General features: G+C 72.6%; 17 protein-coding genes. 12 read left to right on the top strand and 5 right to left on the bottom strand.

Going from position 1 to position 17,095, the window contains the following annotated elements; all coding sequences use genetic code 11:
- Positions 1-108 precede the first annotated feature (108 nt).
- Both B4E97_RS03150 and B4E97_RS03145 read left to right on the top strand, forming a co-directional pair.
- Positions 109-339: a ribbon-helix-helix domain-containing protein gene (locus B4E97_RS03150; RefSeq protein WP_308191443.1), complete on the top strand. Its 231-nt coding sequence runs from the start codon at positions 109-111 to the stop codon at positions 337-339.
- Positions 336-575 carry a DUF4258 domain-containing protein gene (locus B4E97_RS03145; RefSeq protein ID WP_286958680.1) on the top strand — a complete coding sequence of 80 codons (240 nt, stop codon included), beginning with the start codon at positions 336-338 and terminating at the stop codon, positions 573-575. The genes B4E97_RS03150 and B4E97_RS03145 overlap by 4 nt, the downstream gene beginning before the upstream one ends.
- On the opposite strand, the gene B4E97_RS03140 is transcribed toward B4E97_RS03145, so the two are convergent.
- Complete coding sequence (locus B4E97_RS03140) at positions 526-2,721, bottom strand: hypothetical protein (RefSeq protein WP_286958679.1); 2,196 nt, start codon at positions 2,719-2,721, stop codon at positions 526-528. The two genes, B4E97_RS03145 and B4E97_RS03140, sit on opposite strands and share 50 nt — an antisense overlap.
- Before the next feature lie 223 nt (positions 2,722-2,944).
- Between B4E97_RS03140 and B4E97_RS03135 the strand changes: the two genes are divergently transcribed.
- From B4E97_RS03135 to B4E97_RS03110, 6 genes are all read left to right on the top strand, one after another.
- Positions 2,945-4,333: a sensor histidine kinase gene (locus B4E97_RS03135; protein ID WP_286958678.1), complete on the top strand. Its 1,389-nt coding sequence runs from the start codon at positions 2,945-2,947 to the stop codon at positions 4,331-4,333.
- Between the two features lie 86 nt (positions 4,334-4,419).
- Positions 4,420-5,136 carry a response regulator gene (locus B4E97_RS03130; protein WP_240483917.1) on the top strand — a complete coding sequence of 239 codons (717 nt, stop codon included), beginning with the start codon at positions 4,420-4,422 and terminating at the stop codon, positions 5,134-5,136.
- Between the two features lie 126 nt (positions 5,137-5,262).
- Entirely contained in the window at positions 5,263-6,144 is an 882-nt protein-coding gene (locus B4E97_RS03125) for an ABC transporter ATP-binding protein (RefSeq protein WP_019285383.1), read from the top strand.
- A complete protein-coding gene (locus B4E97_RS03120) occupies positions 6,141-7,397 on the top strand; it encodes an ABC transporter permease (protein WP_286958677.1) in 1,257 nt (418 codons plus the stop codon). Before B4E97_RS03125 ends, B4E97_RS03120 begins: the two co-directional genes overlap by 4 nt.
- A 68-nt stretch (positions 7,398-7,465) precedes the next feature.
- A complete protein-coding gene (gene pheA, locus B4E97_RS03115; RefSeq protein ID WP_029210192.1) occupies positions 7,466-8,398 on the top strand; it encodes a prephenate dehydratase in 933 nt (310 codons plus the stop codon).
- Between the two features lie 81 nt (positions 8,399-8,479).
- Positions 8,480-9,169, top strand: coding sequence for a peptidase E (locus tag B4E97_RS03110; RefSeq protein ID WP_019285380.1), 690 nt, complete (start codon positions 8,480-8,482; stop codon positions 9,167-9,169).
- Here the strand turns inward: B4E97_RS03110 and B4E97_RS03105 are convergent.
- The 4 genes from B4E97_RS03105 to B4E97_RS03090 are packed head-to-tail and all read right to left on the bottom strand — an operon-like array spanning position 9,138 to position 12,286.
- Positions 9,138-9,614, bottom strand: coding sequence for an SRPBCC family protein (locus B4E97_RS03105; protein WP_029210191.1), 477 nt, complete (start codon positions 9,612-9,614; stop codon positions 9,138-9,140). The genes B4E97_RS03110 and B4E97_RS03105 overlap by 32 nt on opposite strands.
- Complete coding sequence (locus B4E97_RS03100) at positions 9,611-10,306, bottom strand: phosphatase PAP2 family protein (RefSeq protein WP_239265262.1); 696 nt, start codon at positions 10,304-10,306, stop codon at positions 9,611-9,613. Before B4E97_RS03100 ends, B4E97_RS03105 begins: the two co-directional genes overlap by 4 nt.
- Position 10,307: 1 nt before the next feature.
- Complete coding sequence (locus B4E97_RS03095) at positions 10,308-11,072, bottom strand: phosphatase PAP2 family protein (RefSeq protein ID WP_286958676.1); 765 nt, start codon at positions 11,070-11,072, stop codon at positions 10,308-10,310.
- Positions 11,069-12,286 carry a diacylglycerol/lipid kinase family protein gene (locus B4E97_RS03090; RefSeq protein ID WP_286958703.1) on the bottom strand — a complete coding sequence of 406 codons (1,218 nt, stop codon included), beginning with the start codon at positions 12,284-12,286 and terminating at the stop codon, positions 11,069-11,071. The genes B4E97_RS03095 and B4E97_RS03090 overlap by 4 nt, the downstream gene beginning before the upstream one ends.
- Before the next feature lie 191 nt (positions 12,287-12,477).
- On the opposite strand from B4E97_RS03090, the gene serS reads away from it, so the two are divergent.
- From serS to B4E97_RS03070, 4 genes are all read left to right on the top strand, one after another.
- Positions 12,478-13,815 (top strand): serine--tRNA ligase, encoded by a 1,338-nt coding sequence (gene serS, locus B4E97_RS03085; RefSeq protein ID WP_286958675.1) that lies wholly within the window; start codon positions 12,478-12,480, stop codon positions 13,813-13,815.
- Between the two features lie 3 nt (positions 13,816-13,818).
- Entirely contained in the window at positions 13,819-14,619 is an 801-nt protein-coding gene (locus tag B4E97_RS03080) for an HAD family hydrolase (RefSeq protein ID WP_286958674.1), read from the top strand.
- Positions 14,620-14,781: 162 nt separating this feature from the next.
- Positions 14,782-16,236, top strand: coding sequence for a M15 family metallopeptidase (locus B4E97_RS03075; RefSeq protein ID WP_286958673.1), 1,455 nt, complete (start codon positions 14,782-14,784; stop codon positions 16,234-16,236).
- A gap of 275 nt (positions 16,237-16,511) precedes the next feature.
- On the top strand, positions 16,512-17,072 hold the full coding sequence (locus B4E97_RS03070; RefSeq protein ID WP_029210184.1) for a hypothetical protein: 561 nt from the start codon (positions 16,512-16,514) through the stop codon (positions 17,070-17,072).
- The last annotated feature ends 23 nt before the right edge of the window (positions 17,073-17,095 follow it).

The raw sequence follows: 17,095 nt of genomic DNA, 5'->3' as shown, positions 1-17,095 counted from the left end.
GCCTCTCAGCCCGGCGAGCGCCTAGGCATGCTGTAGATCGGCGTTCAGAGGGTCTTGTCGGGGTTGCCTATATCGTAATACGATTTGATGATGGAGACAGTCAACGGGGTGCCGGTCACCGACGAGATGATCCAGGCCTGGGCTGATGAGGCGGAACGCGGCTATGACGTCGAGGCGCTGCGCAAGCGTGGCCGCAAGTCGAAGGGCGATGGTCCGGGTCGCGTCGTCCCCGTCCGGCTCGACGTCTCGCTCATCGGAGCCCTCGATGAGCGTGCGGAGCACGAGAACACGAGCCGCTCGGACATCATCCGAGCGGCGATCCGCGCTTACGTCGCGTGAGGGTCAACCATTCGGCCCTCAAGGACGGCATCGGCGAGAAAGATATCCTGCACGCCGTCGCTCATCGTGCGTACGAGAGTGAGCCGGACGACGACATCCCTGCCAAGCAATTCGTGCTGGGGTTCGACCGCCATGGACGCCTTCTCGAGCTCGTGATCGTGACCTTCGACAGCGGCAACCAGCTCGTCATCCACGCCATGAGGGCGCGCCGCCAGTTCCTCGGCCTCCTCGATTGAATCTGCGGTCGGTCCTTCGTGCGTCCAGCACGGCAGCGATCAGCAGTGGCACGAGCACCGTAGCGCCGACGGCGGGGATGGCGGTGCCGGAGTCGTTCATGACGAAGCCGATCAACCACATGACGACGATGCAGATCAGCCCGGTGCGCAGCAGCGGGACGCGGTCGTAGGCCGGCAGCAGGGGCCGACCCAGCGCTGAGTGCGGGCGCAGCAGGGCCACGATCACGAGGACCAGGCCGACCGGGATCAGCATCGCCAGGGGAGAGCCGGTGAGCATGTCGAGGTTCTGCTGGGCCTTGCGGGTGATCACGTCCAGCGCGCCGCCGTCGAGCACGGTCTGGACGAACCGTCCGAGGTGCGTGCGGGACGACGCGGGCCGCAGGTAGTCCACGACCGCCAGCCCGACGAGGGCGAGGACCGTCACGAGGCCGACCATCAGGACCCGTCCCCAGCCGAGGCGCAGCCCGAGCGCCACGACGACCAGACCAGCGACGGCGGGCAGGAGTGCGGCGGGCCCGCCGAGGTCGGCTCCCCAGGTGGGAGACCCGTCGACCACGACGGCGACCAGACCGATCGCCAGCGCGGCGAGGGCGCCGGCTCGCGGACGGCCGCGACGCGCGCCCAGGTCGGCCACCGCGACGCAGAGCAGCAGGACCGACGTGGCCAGGAGCGCGAACGCCACGTTGCCGAGGCCGTAGAACCGGCCCCCGATCGTCGGCTGCTCGCCCATGAGCGTGGAGAGCGTGAGGCGCGAGCCGGTGACGGCGTCGCCGGCGATGACGAGGGCGGTGATGGCGGCCACCGCGGCCGGCGACCCGAGCGGGTGGCGCCGCCAGGGGCCGGCCAGCGCCATGGATCCGAGCACGAGGGCGACGGCGGCCACGACGGCGCTGAGCGTGAGGAGCGGCGGCCCCACCCGCCGCCAGGGGACGAGCGCCGCGAGATAGGTGGCGGCGGGGACGCATGCCGCGACCACGGCCACCGCGCGCACGCCACGCGCCAGCCGCCTGCGCGTCGCGTCGCCGGTAGACGAGCGTCGCGCGAGCAGAAGCGCCCCGAGGTAGAGCACCAGCTGCCCGATCGCCCAGGTCTTGAAGAAGGGGTCGGCGAGCGGTTGCACCTGGTGCGCCGCCTGCGCCGTGTCGACCATCGTCTCCCGGCGCGCCGCCGCCGTGCCGTCGTCGGGCAGGACGGTCCACGCGTCGCCGGTCCAGGACGCCGGCCCGCTGCCTCCGCGCAGCGCGACGACCTCGGGGGCCAGGTCCGTCAGCAGGACCATGCCGTCCTGCCGGGTCGCCGAGGACCGCAGCGTGCCGGGCGCGATGCCCGGACCCCTCTCGAGCACGACGCGCACGCGCTCGGCGGGCCCGTCGTCGGCCAGCCCCGCGACGATCACGGTGGCGTTCTCGGGCGTGGCGGCCAGCACCTCGCCGAGCCGGGCGTCGAGCCCCGCCAGCTGGGTCGCCCGCGCACCCCGGTCGCGGGTCGTCAGCCCGCCCGGGTCGACGAGCGTCACCGGGCACCGGGCCAGGTCGGCCGGCAACGTCGAGGGCTCGTATGCCGTCGCGCTCCCCACCCGGCCGTCGCCGTCGGCGGCGCCGACCGCCGCACCAGGCCCGATCGCCGCGACGCAGTCGCCCCGCTGTCCCAGCGTCGCCGCGAGGCTGCCGAGCCGACTGTCCTGGCGGGTGCGGGACGCCGCCTCGACATAGCGTTGCCACCCCGTCATCACGCCGTCCGACCCGACCGAGGGGAGGGCTGAGCAGGGCGGACGCGGGTCGTCGCCCTGGTCGGGCTGCGCCGCGCGCCCGCCCGCGCCGAGAGTCAGCCACCCGTCGACCGGGCAGGTCGTGAGGTGCACGGACCGCACGATCAGCGAGGACGATGCGCCACCCTCCAGCATCGACCACAGGGAGGGCGTGCGGGCGGGGTCGAGGTCGTGGGCGTCCAGCCCGGGCAGACCCACCACGACGACCGGGCCGGGGCCCGGCCGCTCGGTGGCCGGCCGTTCGGTGGCCGGCCGGACGGAGGCGGCAGCGCGAGGAGCGCCCGCGGCGACCCCGGCCCCGGTGACCACGCCGAGCAGCAGGAGGCACAGGGCCGTCATACCGCCCAGCAGGGCGAGCAGGCGGGAAGGGGCGGTCACGGCGTCAGCCTAGGACGCACCCCTGACAGACCCGCTCAGGCGCAGCGCGTCCGCCCGCCTCAGCGCCACTCGCCCCCGCAACCGGCCGACCGACCGGGCTATCGGCCGACCGACCGGGCTATCGGCCAGATCGACCAGTCGTCCAGATCGGACAGCAGGGGCGGGTCCTTCTCCACCTCGAGAGGGAGGTGGTCCGTCGGTGCTCGCCCCTAGGATCTCGGCCATGGCCACCACCCTGACCGCCGCGGGCGAGCGCATCCGTGCGTTCTTCGCCGTCGACGACCTCTGGGAGCGCCCCGGGCCGACGGCGTCCCAACGTCGCAACGACCTGTGGATCGCCCTGGCGCTGTGGGTCTGGGGCGCGCTCGGCATGGAACTCGTCCGCAGCATCGCCGACCCCCGCTACGTCGACCATCCCGTGTGGGTCCAGCACCTGCTGATCGCCCTCGGCACGCTGCCGCTGGTCTGGCGGCGCAGCCACCCGCTGCTCGTCATGGGGATCCTCCAGCTGCACATGTTCCTCGTGGGCATCACCGTGCCGGAGGTCATGCGGGGCTTCACGATGCAGTGCGTCTACGTCTTCGCGCTGTTCACCGGGGTGGCGTGGGCGCGCTCGCGGCGGGCCATGCTCGGGCTGGTCGGGGCCGTCCTCGTCCTGATGTTCGGCTGGATCGCCTGGCAGTACGCCCTCGGCACGGCGGTGCAGGAGATCCTCGACCGTCGCGACGACGTCCGGCCCGCCCAGGGGCTGTTCCCGATCGTCCAGGCCTCCGTCGTCTTCGACGTCGTGACCAACCTCGTCTACTTCGGCGGCGGCATCGTCGGCGGCCAGGCCGCCTGGCGGCAGGCGCGCTCGCGGGACCTGCTCGAGCGTCAGTCGGTCCAGCTCGCGCAGCAGGCCGACGAGCTGGCCGACCGCAAGGTCGTCGAGGAGCGGCTGCGGATCGCTCGCGAGCTGCACGACGTCGTCGCCCACCACGTCTCGGTCATGGGGGTCCAGGCTGCGGCTGCCCGCCGTGTGCTGGACCGCAACCCCGAGGCGGCGGCCGCGGCGCTGGGCCAGGTCGAGGAGTCCTCGCGGCAGGCCGTCGGCGAGATGCGCGGGCTGCTCGGCACCCTGCGCCGCACGGACCGGCCGACCGGGGGCGACCCCGGTGCAGCGGCCACCGACGACGCGGCTGCAGACCGCGACCGCGCTCCCCAGCCGGGGGTCGACCAGGTCGCCGAGCTGGTCAACGCCGCGTCGCGCCCGGGGTTCACCGTCACCTACCAGGTCGTCGAGGACCGGCCGGGTGCGCTCACCGAGGTCCCGATGCCGGTCGGGCTGTCGATCTATCGCACCGTCCAGGAGGCGCTCGCCAACGTCCGCCGCCACTCGACCGCGCACGCCGCGGGGGTGGTCGTGCGCATCGACCGCGAGGGTGAGCGGAGGTTCGTCGAGGCGGAGGTGCTCGACGAGGGGCGACCGCGGCCCGGCACCTCCGGGTCGGGGCTGGGGCTGCTCGGCATGCGCGAGCGCATCGCCTCCCACGGCGGCACCTCCGAGATCGGCCCCCGGGCCACGGGCGGCTATCGCGTCCGGGTCCGCTTCCCGCTGACCTCCGGCTCGTGACCGGGGCCGCGCGGCCGGGGGCACGTGACCCCTGCCAGCGAGGACTGGGGACACCTGCGTCCGAGCAGGTCGCTAGGGTGTCGGCCATGGGGGACGACCGGGGGAACGACATGGTGGGCGGCGCGCAGGTCCTGCGGGTGCTGCTCGCGGACGACCAGGCGCTGGTGCGCAACGGGTTCCGGCTGATGCTGTCGGTCGAGGACGACCTCGAGGTCGTCGGCGAGGCCGCCAACGGCGCGGTCGCCGTCGACCAGGCCCGCAGCCTGCACCCCGACGTGGTCCTGATGGACGTGCAGATGCCGGTCATGGACGGGATCGAGGCGACCCGCGTGATCGCCGCCGAGGACCTCGCCAAGGTCCTCATCCTCACCACCTTCGACAACGACGACTACCTCTTCGACGGGCTGCGCGCCGGCGCCAGCGGCTTCCTGCTCAAGAACGCCGACCCCGACCAGCTCGTCGACGCCGTCCGCGCGGTCGGCCACGGGCACGCCCTCCTCGCTCCCGAGGTCACCCGCCGGGTCATCGCCCAGATGGCGGCGGCCGAGGGTCCCGCACCCGCCGAGACGGCGGCCGGCTCCCGGCATACGGCCGCCCTGGCCACCCTGACCGAGCGGGAGCGCGAGGTGCTCGTCCTCGTGGGCCGCGGGCTCTCCAACGCCGAGATCGCCCGCGAGCTCTTCGTCGGCGAGGCGACGGTCAAGACGCACGTGTCCAGCTGCCTGGCCAAGCTGCACCTGCGGGACCGGGTGCAGGCCGTGGTCCTCGCCTACGAGTCGGGCCTCATCCAGCCGGGGGAGTAGCCCCGCGACGAGATCATCCTCGCGGGGGAGGTGCGCCCCCTCGCGACCTCCTAGGTTGGGTGGTGCGAGCAGGCCGTATGCCGGAAGAACCGCTTCCGGGGCCACCCGCACGAGGAGGGGTGAGACGTGATCGAGGTCCAGGACCTGACGCGGCGGTTCGGCGACCACACCGCCGTGGACCACGTGTCGTTCGCGGTGCCGAGGGGGCAGCTGATCGGCTTCGTGGGCGGCAACGGCGCCGGCAAGACGACGACCATGCGGATGATCATGGGCCTGCTGCAGATCCACGAGGGCGAGGTGCGCTGGGACGGTCATGAGGTGACCACCGCGGACCGCCGCACGTTCGGCTACATGCCCGAGGAGCGCGGCCTCTACCCCAAGCAGGGGATCGCCGACCAGCTCGTCTACCTCGGTCGGCTGCACGGGATGTCGCGCCCGGACGCCCAGCAGGCGACGGACCAGCACCTCGAGCGGTTCGGCCTCGGTGACCGCGCCAAGGACAAGCTCGAGTCGCTGTCGCTCGGCAACCAGCAGCGCGTGCAGATCGCCGCGGCCGTGATGAGCCGGCCCCGCGTGATGATCCTGGACGAGCCGTTCTCCGGGCTCGACCCGGCCAGCGTCGACACGATGGTCGACCTCCTGCGAGAGCACACCCGCACCGGCGTGCCCGTGCTCTTCTCCAGCCACCAGCTCGACCTCGTGGACCGTCTGTGCGACGGCCTGGTCGTGCTGAGCAAGGGCCGCGTCGTCGCCCAGGGCACCGCCGACGAGCTGCGGTCGAGGGGGCCGCAGCGTCATCGCATCGTCCTGGGCGGCGACGCCGGATGGGTGCGGTCCCAGCCGGGGCTGCACGTGGTCGACGTCGACGGCCCGTCGGCCCTGGTCGAGCTGCTCGAGGCCGGCGCCGACCGCCGGCTGCTGACCGAGGCCCTCGCACGCGGCACGGTCACCGAGTTCGCCCGCGTGCGCCCCAGCCTGAGCGAGATCTACCGAGAGGTGACGGCATGAGCACCCAGATGGCCCCCGACACGCATCCCTCCCCGTCGACGCCGGCAGGTCAGGGCGCCGCGGCACCGGGCGGGGGCCGCGCGCCCCGCAACGCCTGGCAGCTGGTCGCCGCCCGGGAGATGGCGGTCAAGCTGCGCGACAAGAACTTCATCATCGGCACCGTCATCACCATGGTCCTGCTGATCGGGATCACCGGGTTCCAGGGCTGGATGGCGAGCCGCACCAGCGCCACGACGGTCGCCGTGGCCTCGGCCGAGGGCCGGACGCTCGCGGAGGCGGTGGGTCGGACCATGTCGGCCCGCGACGACTCCGACGAGGTCAAGGTCACCCAGGTCGCCGACCAGGCGGCCGCCGAGCGCCTGGTCCAGGACGGTGATGCTGACGTCCTGCTCGCCCGCTCCGGCGAGGGCTGGCAGATCACCAGCAACGAGACCGCGCCGACCGACCTGACCTCGGCCACCCGTCAGGTGCTCACCTCGCAGACGCTCGCCACCACGGCGGCCAGGGCGGGCACGACCCCCGAGGCCATCAGCCGGCAGACCGCGGTGACCACCCGCACGTTGTTCGGGACCGACGTGTCCAAGGAGGTCACCGCCAAGGTCGTCGGAGGCGTGTTCGCCATGCTCTTCTACTTCGCGGCGCTGATGTTCGGCATGCAGATCGCCCAGTCGGTGATCGAGGAGAAGCAGTCGCGCATCGTCGAGATCCTCGCCTCGGCCATCCCCGTGCGGCAGCTGCTCGCGGGCAAGGTCATCGGCAACACCGTGATCGCGGTCGGCCAGATCGTGCTCTACCTCGCGGTCGGGCTCGTCGGGATCAGCTTCACCCCGTTCAAGGAGATGCTCGGCGGGGTGGCGACCGCGGCGATCTGGTACGTCCTGTTCTTCCTCGCGGGCTTCCTCGCCCTGGCCTGCATCTGGGCGGTCGCGGGCTCTCTCGCGACCCGCAACGAGGACCTCCAGCAGACCACGACCCCGCTGACGATGGTGCTGATCATCGGCTTCTTCGCCTCCTTCATGGCGGCGGGGGCGTGGCGGGTGGCGCTGTCCTACGTGCCGGTGCTCTCCTCGATGCTCATGCCCACGCGCCTCATGGACGGCTCGGCGCAGTGGTGGGAGGGCGTCATCGCCCTGGCGCTCACCCTGGCCTTCGCCGCCGTCGCGATGGTCCTCGGCGAGCGGATGTACCGCCGCTCGCTCATGCAGACCTCGTCTCGCATGACGTTCAGGCAGGCGCTGACCGCGTCGGACTGAGCCATGATCGTGGACGCCTGCCCCCGCACCCGCGGCGGCGGGCGTCCACCCGCGTCGAGGGAGTCCGCATGCGCTACGCCTATCTGGGTCCGGCCGGGACCTTCACCGAGCAGGCGCTGCTGCAGCGGCCCGAGGCGTCCGCGCCCGACGCCGAGCGGGTGCCTCACGGCTCGGTCGACTCGGCCCTCGCGGCCCTGCGCGCGGGCGAGGTCGACGCGGCCGTCGTCCCGATCGAGAACTCCGTCGAGGGCGGCGTCAGCGCCACCCTGGACGCCCTCGCCACCGGCGACCCGCTCGTGGTGGTCGCCGAGATGCTCGTCCCCATCACCTTCGTCCTCGCGGCACCGGCGGGCGTGACGCTCGCGGACGTCCGCGCCGTCGGCACCCACTCCCATGCCTGGGCCCAGGTCCGCGGCTGGATGTCCACGCGGCTCCCCGAGGCGGCATACGTGCCGACCCTGTCGACGGCGGCGGCCGCGGCCGGCCTCGGTGGGCCGACCGAGGACCAGACCCCGTATGACGCAGCCGTGTGCGCGCCCGTCGCCGCCACCGTGCACGGCCTGGAGCTGCTGGCCGGCGACATCGGCGACAACCGAGCCGCCGTCACGCGCTTCGTGCTGGTGTCCCGGCCGGGCAGCGGTCCGGCGCCCACCGGCGCCGACAAGTCGACGATGGTCCTCTACCAGCACGAGGACCACCCGGGCGGGCTGCTCGGGCTGCTCGAGCAGTTCTCGGTGCGGGGGATCAACCTCACCCGGCTCGAGTCCCGCCCGACCGGGGAGGGCATGGGCCGCTACTGCTTCAGCATCGACATCGAGGGGCACGTCGACGACGAGCGGGTCGGCGAGGCGCTGATGGGCCTGCGGAGGGTGTGCGCGGACGTGCGCTTCCTCGGCAGCTATCCGCGCGCGGACCGGCTCGCCGCGACCGTCGCCGCGGGCACGCAGGACGCGGACTTCCAGCACGCGCGGTCCTGGCTGCGCTCGCTGCGCACCCCCTGAGCGCCGAGGTGTGGGGCGTCTCACCCGGGCCGGAGCAACCCCTGCCGCGCGACGACCGGGACCGCTGACTAGGGTCGAGGCATGACGCACATCCTCTGCATGGGTGGCGGCGGCTTCTCGATGTCGCCCGACAACGCGGCCACGGCCCTCGACCGGTACGCCCTGGAGCTGACGGGCAGGTCCAACCCCCTCGTCTGCTTCGCGCCCACAGCGTCGGCCGACGACCCGGAGTACGTCCACCGCTTCCTCACGGCCTTCGGCGGCCTGGGCGTGCAGACGATGGTGCTCACGCTGTGGCAGGACGCCCGGCACGCCCTCGAGCGGTTCGGGGACATCGACCTGCTGTATGTCGGGGGCGGTTCGACCGTCAACCTCATGGCGCTGTGGGACGCGCACGGGGTCAGCCAGGCGGTGCGGGACCTGCGGGCCGAGCGTGACGTGGTGTTCGCCGGCACGAGTGCCGGGGCCAACGTCTGGTGCGAGGCGTGCACGACCGACTCGTTCGGCGGCATCGACCCCTGGCGCGGCGGCCTGGGCTTCGTGCGCGGGTCCTTCTCGCCGCACTTCGACAGCGAGGCGGAGCGCGCCCCGCACTACCTGTCGTGGGTGCGCGAGGGCGAGCTGCCGGTGGGCTGGGCGGCCGACGACGGCGCGGCGCTGCACGTCCTCGACGGCAAGGTCCAGGCGTGCGTGACCGAGCGCGACGACGCCAAGGTCTATCGGGTGGACCGCAGCGGGATCACTGCTCAGCAGATGACGCGTCTGGCCTGACGGCGAGGTACTTGCGCAGCCCCTGCTCGCCCGCCCGCATCATGTGCGTGTGGTTGATCCGCAGCAGACGGTGGCTGGTCACCGGCATGCGCTCGAGGTGCTGGTTGGTGAGATAGACGTCCTGGGTCCAGCGGGCGGCGGTGGTGGTGTCGCCCTGCCAGGACAGGTCCCACTGGGCATAGCCCACGAGGTCCTGGGCGAGGCCGACGCGCAGCACGCCGTTGTCGCGGTCGAGGATCTGCTTGGTGGCGACGATCTTGAGCGTCACCGGGATCAGCGAGCGCACCGACAGGCGTCGGGCGTCCCCGGGCAGCGGCTCGGTGGCCCGGATCTGGGGCCACCACTGCGCGTAGCGGTCGACGTCGAGCAGGACGTCGTAGGCCTCGCCGAGCGGCAGCGGCACCTGCCACACGTGGTCGAAGTGGTAGTGGTGCGGGGCCATCATGACGAACGAGCCTCCTTGCGGCGCAACCAGAGCCAGGCCATCAGCGCGCACAGGACACCGTTGAGCATGCCTACGACGATGTCGATGACGTGGTGCATCCCACGGTAGGCCCTGGCGTAGGCCACGAGGAACGGGATCAGGACGCACACGAACTGGACGAGGCGGCGCAGGACGACGTTGTCGATCCGGTGCGCCATGAAGGCGAGGGAGAGGTAGAGCGCGGTGGCCGCGCCGACGTGCCCGCTGGGGTAGGACGAGGTCGGGGGCGCCGGGTCGAGCTTGCTGACCTCGGGCCGGGGGCGGCCGGTGAGCTCGGTCGCGGCGACGAAGATGCTGGCCTGCAGCGCGATGGCGATGCCGGGGATCACGGCATACCACCACTCCTTGGTGCGCCACCAGACCAGGGCGATGATGATCAGGCAGAACCCGATGATGTACTCCGTGTTGCCGATGTGCGACCACACCATCGTGACGGAGTTCCACAGGCTGGTGCGACCCGACTCGAGGTCCTTGTTGATCGGCTCCTCGGCGGTGTCCCAGCTCTTGAGCGGGCCCATCAGGGCCAGGCCGAAGCCGTAGATCGCGAGGAACAGCACGATGCCCGGCGCGATGGCGCGCACGAGGAGATCCTTGAACGCCGCTCCTGCCCTGGGGCGGGAGCTGTCGAGGTCGTAGCGCAGCAGGAAGGGCATGTCAGGTTCTCCTCGTGCCGAGCGCCTCGGTGCGCTCGGTGCTGGGGTCGGCCGGGTTGGCCGGTATGCCGTGCTCGCCGGTCGCCGGCACGTGGACGAAGCCGCGCCACGAGCCGTAGACGAAGGCCGCCGCGAGGAGCAGGCCGGCGGTCACGTCGGAGGGGAAGTGGACGCCGAGGTAGACGCGGTCGAGCAGGACCGTGACCGTCGCCACCGCGGCGAGCACGACGGCGACGACGCGCTGGGCGCGGGTCCGCAGGAGCGGCCACAGCAGGACCACCAGGACCATGCAGATGGCTGCGGTGTTGGCGGCGTGCCCGGACGGGAAGCTGTAGCCCGGCGCGTGGGACACCGGGTCGTCGACGACCGGCCTCGCTCGCTGGACGAGCAGCTTGACCTGCAAGAACAGGTTCCAGCCCAGCATCATCGTGATCCACGCCCACCAGGAGCGGGCGGTCATGCCGCGAGCGCGCCAGGTCCACAGGCACACCAGCGTCGCGGCGAGGTAGGCCCGCCACGGCTGCCAGATCTCCTGCCACAGGACGAGCGCCGAGCGCAGGTCGGGGTGCGCACGGGTGACGTCCGTGGCGGCGACGATCGCGCGCTGGTCCAGCTCCATGAGCGGGGCGAACCGCTGCTGCACGAGCACGGCGAGGGCGATGACCGGTGCGCTGAGCACCACGGCGGTCAGCACGGCGCGGGCGAGCTGGCGCGCATGGTGGCGCCGCAGCCGTCCTCGCAGGCTGGTCCGCCGGGTGGGGCTCACGCGGCGACGTCCCCCTTGGAGGCGCCCGAGGCCGGGGTGGCGGAGGCGGTGGCGGAGGCGACGCGGACCCGCAGGGCTGCGGGCAGGACGTGGGCGCTGATGGACGTGCGCTCGCCGATGGTGTCGCCGTCGAGCTGGACCTGGACCGCGCGGCTGGCGTTGACGGTGATGTTGCGCGTGGTGTGGTGCGTGACGCGGTGGTGACCCTTGCGCTTGGCGGTGACCAGGCGCAGGAGCACCGCGCCCCAGCCAATGCCACCGTCGGGGGACAGCATGAGGGCGTCCAGCTTGCCGTCGTCGACCTGGGCCTCGGGCATGAGCGCCAGGCCCTGGATCTTGCCGCAGTTGCCGATGATGACGCTGCGCGTGCGCCGGGAGAAGGTCTCGGTGTCGGTCGTGACCTGGGCCTTGAACTGGGCGCCCCACAGGTGCTTGGCGCCGGACACGAGGTAGGCGGCCCAGCCCACCTTGGACTTCAGGCCCTCGGGCGCGTCGGCCATGATGTCCGCGTCGAAGCCCATGCCGGCCATGACCAGGAAGTGCAGTTCCTCGGGGCCGGTGTCCTCCGGGGCCAGCGCCTCGGCGTCGACGGGCTGGTCATCGACCTCGCCCTCGCCGTCCATCGGGGCAGGGTTGACGCGGAGCACGCCGACGTCGATGACGCGCTCCTCGCCGGTCAGGGCGATGGCCAGGGCGTCGCGCAGCGAGTCGACCGGCAGGTCGAGGTTGCGGGCCAGCAGGTTGCCGGTGCCGCCGGGCAGCAGGCCGATCGGGACCTCGGAGCGGGCGCGGGCCATCTCGCTCCCGACCGTGCGCACGGTCCCGTCGCCGCCGAGCGGGCAGATCACGTCGACCCCCGCGTCGAGCGCCTCCTTGGTCTGGCCCGAGCCCGGGTCGTCCTCGGTCGTCTCCAGCCAGAGCGGCTCGTCCCAGCCGGTCTCCTGGCACAGCGCGCGGACCTCGTCGCGGACCTTGGCGACGTGGTCGAACTTCGTGGGGTTGACGATCACCGCGGCGCGGGGGAGCGGCTCCGGCTCGGGGGTGGTCTCGCTCGCGACGCCGGTCGAGGCGCCAGCAGCCCTGTCGGTGCTGTCGGTGCTGTCGGAGCTGCCGGCCGCGTCCGACGGCCGCGCTGCACCCGATCGTCCCCGGGTGGCGAGGACGAGCACGAGCAGCAGGACGGCGACGGCGACGCCGATGACGAGGATCCACATGTCTGGCACGCCTGAACGGTACCCGTGCGAATGCCTGGGCTAACCCCGTTTGGGCCCGATCGGTGCCGCCTCGTGGCCCCGGGTCGTATGCCGCGTCCTGCCATCGGGGCCGAGGCGGCGACCACGCGAGCGCCCGGCCCGTCCGGCATACGAGGTGGAGGGGTGTCGTCGCAGGCCACTAGGCTGAATCCGTGATCGACATCAAGCTGCTGCGCGACGACCCCGAGCGGGTCAGGAAGTCGCAACGTGCCCGCGGCGAGGACGACACCCTCGTCGACCAGATCCTCGAGTTGGATCAGGAGGTGCGTGCCCTCCGCACTCACGTCGAGTCCACGGAAGCTGAACAGAACCGCATCTCGAAGGAGGTCGGTCGGCTCGTGGGCATGGCGAAGCGGGCCGACAAGGGAGGGGACCTGGAGGCCGCACAGCGGTTCATGGCGGAGTCCAAGGCGATGCGCGATCAGAACCACCACGGCCCGAGGGCCCTCGGAGAGGCTAGGGGCCAATTGGCCCTCGCGCAGGAGCAGTTTGCCAAGGAAATGCGCCGCATCGGCAATGTCATCGTCGACGGTGTGCCCACCGGCGGCGAGGAGGACTTCGAGCTGCGCCAGACCGTCGGTACGCCACGGGACTTCGCGGCCGAGGGGATCGACGTCAAGGACCACGTCGAGCTCGGCACGGCGCTCGGGATCATCGACCTGGAGCGCGGGGCCAAGGTCGCGGGCAGCCGTTTCTACTACCTCAAGGGCGACGGGGCGCGGCTGGAGTACGCCCTCATGGGGCTCTGTCAGCAGATCGCCGCCGAGGAGGGCTTCGTCCCGCTCGTCGTCCCCAACCTGGTCAAGGGGCAGACGATGGCGGGCGCCGGCTTCCTCGACAGCCACGCCGACGAGGTCTACCAGCTGCCCGCAGACGAGCTCTACCTCACCGGCACCTCCGAGGTCGGCCTCGCGGGCTACCACCTCGACGAGATCATCGACCTGTCGGACGGCCCGCTGCGCTACACCGCGACCTCGACCTGCTACCGCCGCGAGGCGGGCAGCCACGGCAAGGACACCAAGGGCATCTTCCGCGTCCACCAGTTCCAGAAGACGGAGATGTTCGTCTACTGCCGCCCCGAGGACGCGGAGGCCGAGCATGACAACCTCCTGCGCATCGAGCGGCGGATCCTCGACGCGCTCGAGCTGCCCTACCGCATTATCGACGTCGCGGCCGGCGACCTCGGTGGCCCGGCGGCGCGCAAGTTCGACTGCGAGGCGTGGGTGCCGAGCCAGGAGCGCTACCGCGAGCTGACGTCGACGTCCAACTGCACCACCTTTCAGGCGCGCCGGCTCGGCATCCGGGAGCGCGACCCCCAGGGCAGCGGCACCCGCGTCGTCGCGACGCTCAACGGCACGATGGCCACCAACACCCGGCCCATCGTCGCCCTCCTGGAGAACCACCAGCAGGCCGACGGGTCCGTGCGTGTGCCCGACGCCTTGCGGCCGTGGCTCGGTGGCCGCGAGGCCCTGACGGCATCGGGTCGCTGACCCGTGCGCCACGGCCCCCGGATGGTCTGCCTCGACATCGACGGCACCACCATCAACCACGCCCGTGAGCTGTCCCCCGCCGTCCAGGAGGCCGTCCAGGCCGTGGCGGACGCCGGGGTGCACGTCGTCATGGCCACCGGACGCGCGTGCGTCGCCACCATGCCGATCATCCGCACGCTGGGGATCAGCCAGGGTCGCGCCGTCTGCTCCAACGGCGCCGTCACCCTCAAGCTCGACCCCCACAAGCGCAAGGGCTACAAGTTCACCGAGGTCGTGACCTTCGACCCCGGACCGTCGCTGCGGCTGCTGCGGGACAAGATGCCCGGCGCGCTCGCCGCCGTCGAGGAGCTCGGCAAGGGCTTCAAGGTCAACGCGCCCTTCCCCGACGGCGAGCTGGACGGCAAGATTCGCGTCGTCGGCTGGGACGAGCTCATCGACACCCCCGCCACCCGCGTGACCCTGCGCCAGCCCGAGACCCCGGTCGAGGACTTCCTCGCCCAGGTGCACGCCGTGGGTCTGCACGGGGTCTCGTATGCCGTGGGCTTCTCGGCCTGGCTCGACATCGCGCCGGAGGGCGTCTCCAAGGCGTCCGCACTGGAGCTCGTGCGCCGCAAGCTCGGCGTCGACCCCTCCGACACGGTCGCCGTCGGGGACCAGCGCAACGACCTCGAGATGCTGTCCTGGGCCGCCCGCGGCGTGGCGATGGGCAATGCGCCCGACGAGGTCAAGGCCGCGGCGGACGAGGTCACGGGGCACGTCGACGACGACGGGCTCGTGCCCGTCCTGCGCTCCCTCATCGACTGACACCTCTCGACTGACGCCTCGCCGTCGACCGGGCGGCCCCCCGGACCGTCGGACGGTCTGACGGTCCGACGGGCACTCGTCGAGCTGGTCTCAGAGCGGTGCAACCTGCTGACGTGACTGTGCGTGTGTCTATCATCGACCGAAAGTCAGGTTGGGGGACCGATGATGCGCCGTTCAACAGCACTCGCCATGGCCGCCGTGCTCGTGCCTGCCGCAGGCGCGCTCGGGGTGGCCCCGTCCGCCTGGGCGCTCGCGGGCAGCACACCGGCCCCGGCGCCGAGCAGCCTGCCGGCTGGCAGCTCCCTGCCCGGCGCACCGACCCGCCCTGCCTCTGCCGACGACCCGGCCACCGCCGCGCCGACCACCTCGGCCCCGACCACCTCGGCCCCGACGAGCGAGGCGCCAGGTGCTCCCGTCGGCGCACCCACGAGCACGACCCCGCCGGCGCCGCCGCCCTCGCCGAGGCCCACCGCGCCGCGCACCCACGACAGCCAGCAGGTGCGAGTGTCGCTGCAGTGCGCGGGATGCGGAGGGTGGGACTGGGTGGCCGGCGTCGGGCAGACCCGGGTCGTCGGCATGGTCCTGCCGGCCCGGGCCGGCAGGCCCGTGCGGATCCTGCGCAAGGCGCCGGGTGCGGCGGCATACGTGCAGGTCGCGACCGCGACCACCGGGACGAGCGGCGCGTTCTCGTGGACCGGCCCGATGGGGGCCGTGGGCACGAGCAGCTATCAGGCCGTGGTCGAGGGTGCACCCGCGTCGGCTCAGGTGGCGCGCGCGGTGGTCGCTCCGTCGGTGACCATGACGGTGCCGCCCGCGACCGACACGCTCAAGAACCCGCCCGTGACCGGCGTCGTCTCGCCGCGGATCGCGGGCATCCGGGTCCGAACCGAGGTGCTCACGCCAGCCGGGTGGCGCACCTCCCAGATCGGCACGACGCGCGCAGGGGGCGCCTTCACGCTCCCGTTGACCTACGGCCAGGGAGCGGTCGGCGTCGTCACCGTGCGGACGGCCATCACCGTGCCCAACGGCGTCGTCGCGGCCAGCCCGTCCCGCGGCATCAACCGCGTCGCGGTGATGGACCCGGTCGTGCGCGGGACGGTCGCCGCCGACGTGCCGCGCACCCATCGCGCGGGATGCCCCGTCGGGCCGGCCAGCCTGCGCACCATCGACATGAACCACTGGGGCTTCGACGGGCGGATCCACCGCGGGCGCCTCGTCATCCGGACCGCGAACGTCACCCCGATCCTCAACAGTTTCCAGACGGCGTTCAACGGGAGGTTCCCGATCCGGGAGATGCGCGACGCCAGCGTCTACGGCGGCGACGACATCATCTCGATGGAGCACGACAACACCAACGGCTTCAACTGCCGGCGCGTGACGGGCAACCCCTACCGGATGTCCCCGCACAGCTACGGCACCTCCGTCGACATCAACACCGTCGAGAACCCCTACCGCATCCCGTCCGGCGTCTGGCTGCCCAAGAACGGCCAGGCCTACGTCGCGCGCACGCCCTACCGCCCCGGGATGCTGACCCCGTCGACGCCGTTCACCAAGGCGCTGCTGGGCAACGGGTTCACCTGGTTGAGCGGCTTCGACTGGCAGCACTTCCAGCGATGACCGGTCGTATGCCGGCCCGCTGCCTCGCGGCGCTGGGGCTGGCGGCGCTGCTGGGCCCGCTAGCCGCCTGCTCGAGCGGGTCACCGACACCCTCCGGGTCGCCGACAACCTCTGGGGCAGTGGCGTCCGCAGGGGCAGCGACCACCGCTGCGGCGCAAGCGCCCTCGTCCACCGGAGGAGTTTCAGCGCCGGGGTCGGCGGCGGCCACCTCGTCTCCCACTTCAGCGGGAACCGCCCCTCCGACCTCGCCCGCGACCTCGCCCCCCGAGCCGGTCGTGGTCGAGCCGCCGCTGCCGACCGCCCCCGCCGCCACCAGGGCCGGGGCGCTCGACCAGCGCGCCCTGCCGACCCCGTCCGGCTGGACGACGGCCGTCGGGGACGGCGCGGACGGCGCCTACATCCCGAACGGCACCTGGGTCAACGCGCGCGACCCACGGTCCACCGCGCACGAGCTGCTCGGGCTGGGGTGCCAGGAGGTGCCCGCCGGCTATCCCGTGCCGACCGCGGCCCTCGAGGGGACCTATCGCGGACCCGGCGGCGCGTCGGGCACCACCGTGACGGTCGAGCTCCCCGACGAGGCCGCGGCCCGCCGGCTCGTCGACCTCTACCGCGGCCAGGCCGAGTCGTGCCGCGGCAGGGGCGACGCCCCGTTCACCTACGAGCCGCTGCGCGCCAGCCCCGACCTCGTGGACCGGCGCACCTTCGCGGGTGAGACGGCGACCTGGCTCGAGGTGGTCGGCGTCCGTGGCCGCCGGGCGACCTTCCTGCTGCTGCAGGAAGGGGCCGGTCGCCTCTCGGGGCGCCAGATCGACAGCGTCGTCGCCTCCCTCCGCTGACACCCGTCGATGGGGGCGGGCGG

This window comes from Arsenicicoccus sp. UBA7492, from assembly GCF_002479615.1.
Lineage (GTDB): Bacteria > Actinomycetota > Actinomycetes > Actinomycetales > Dermatophilaceae > Arsenicicoccus > Arsenicicoccus bolidensis.
This window is presented reverse-complemented; position numbering and strand designations above follow the sequence as displayed.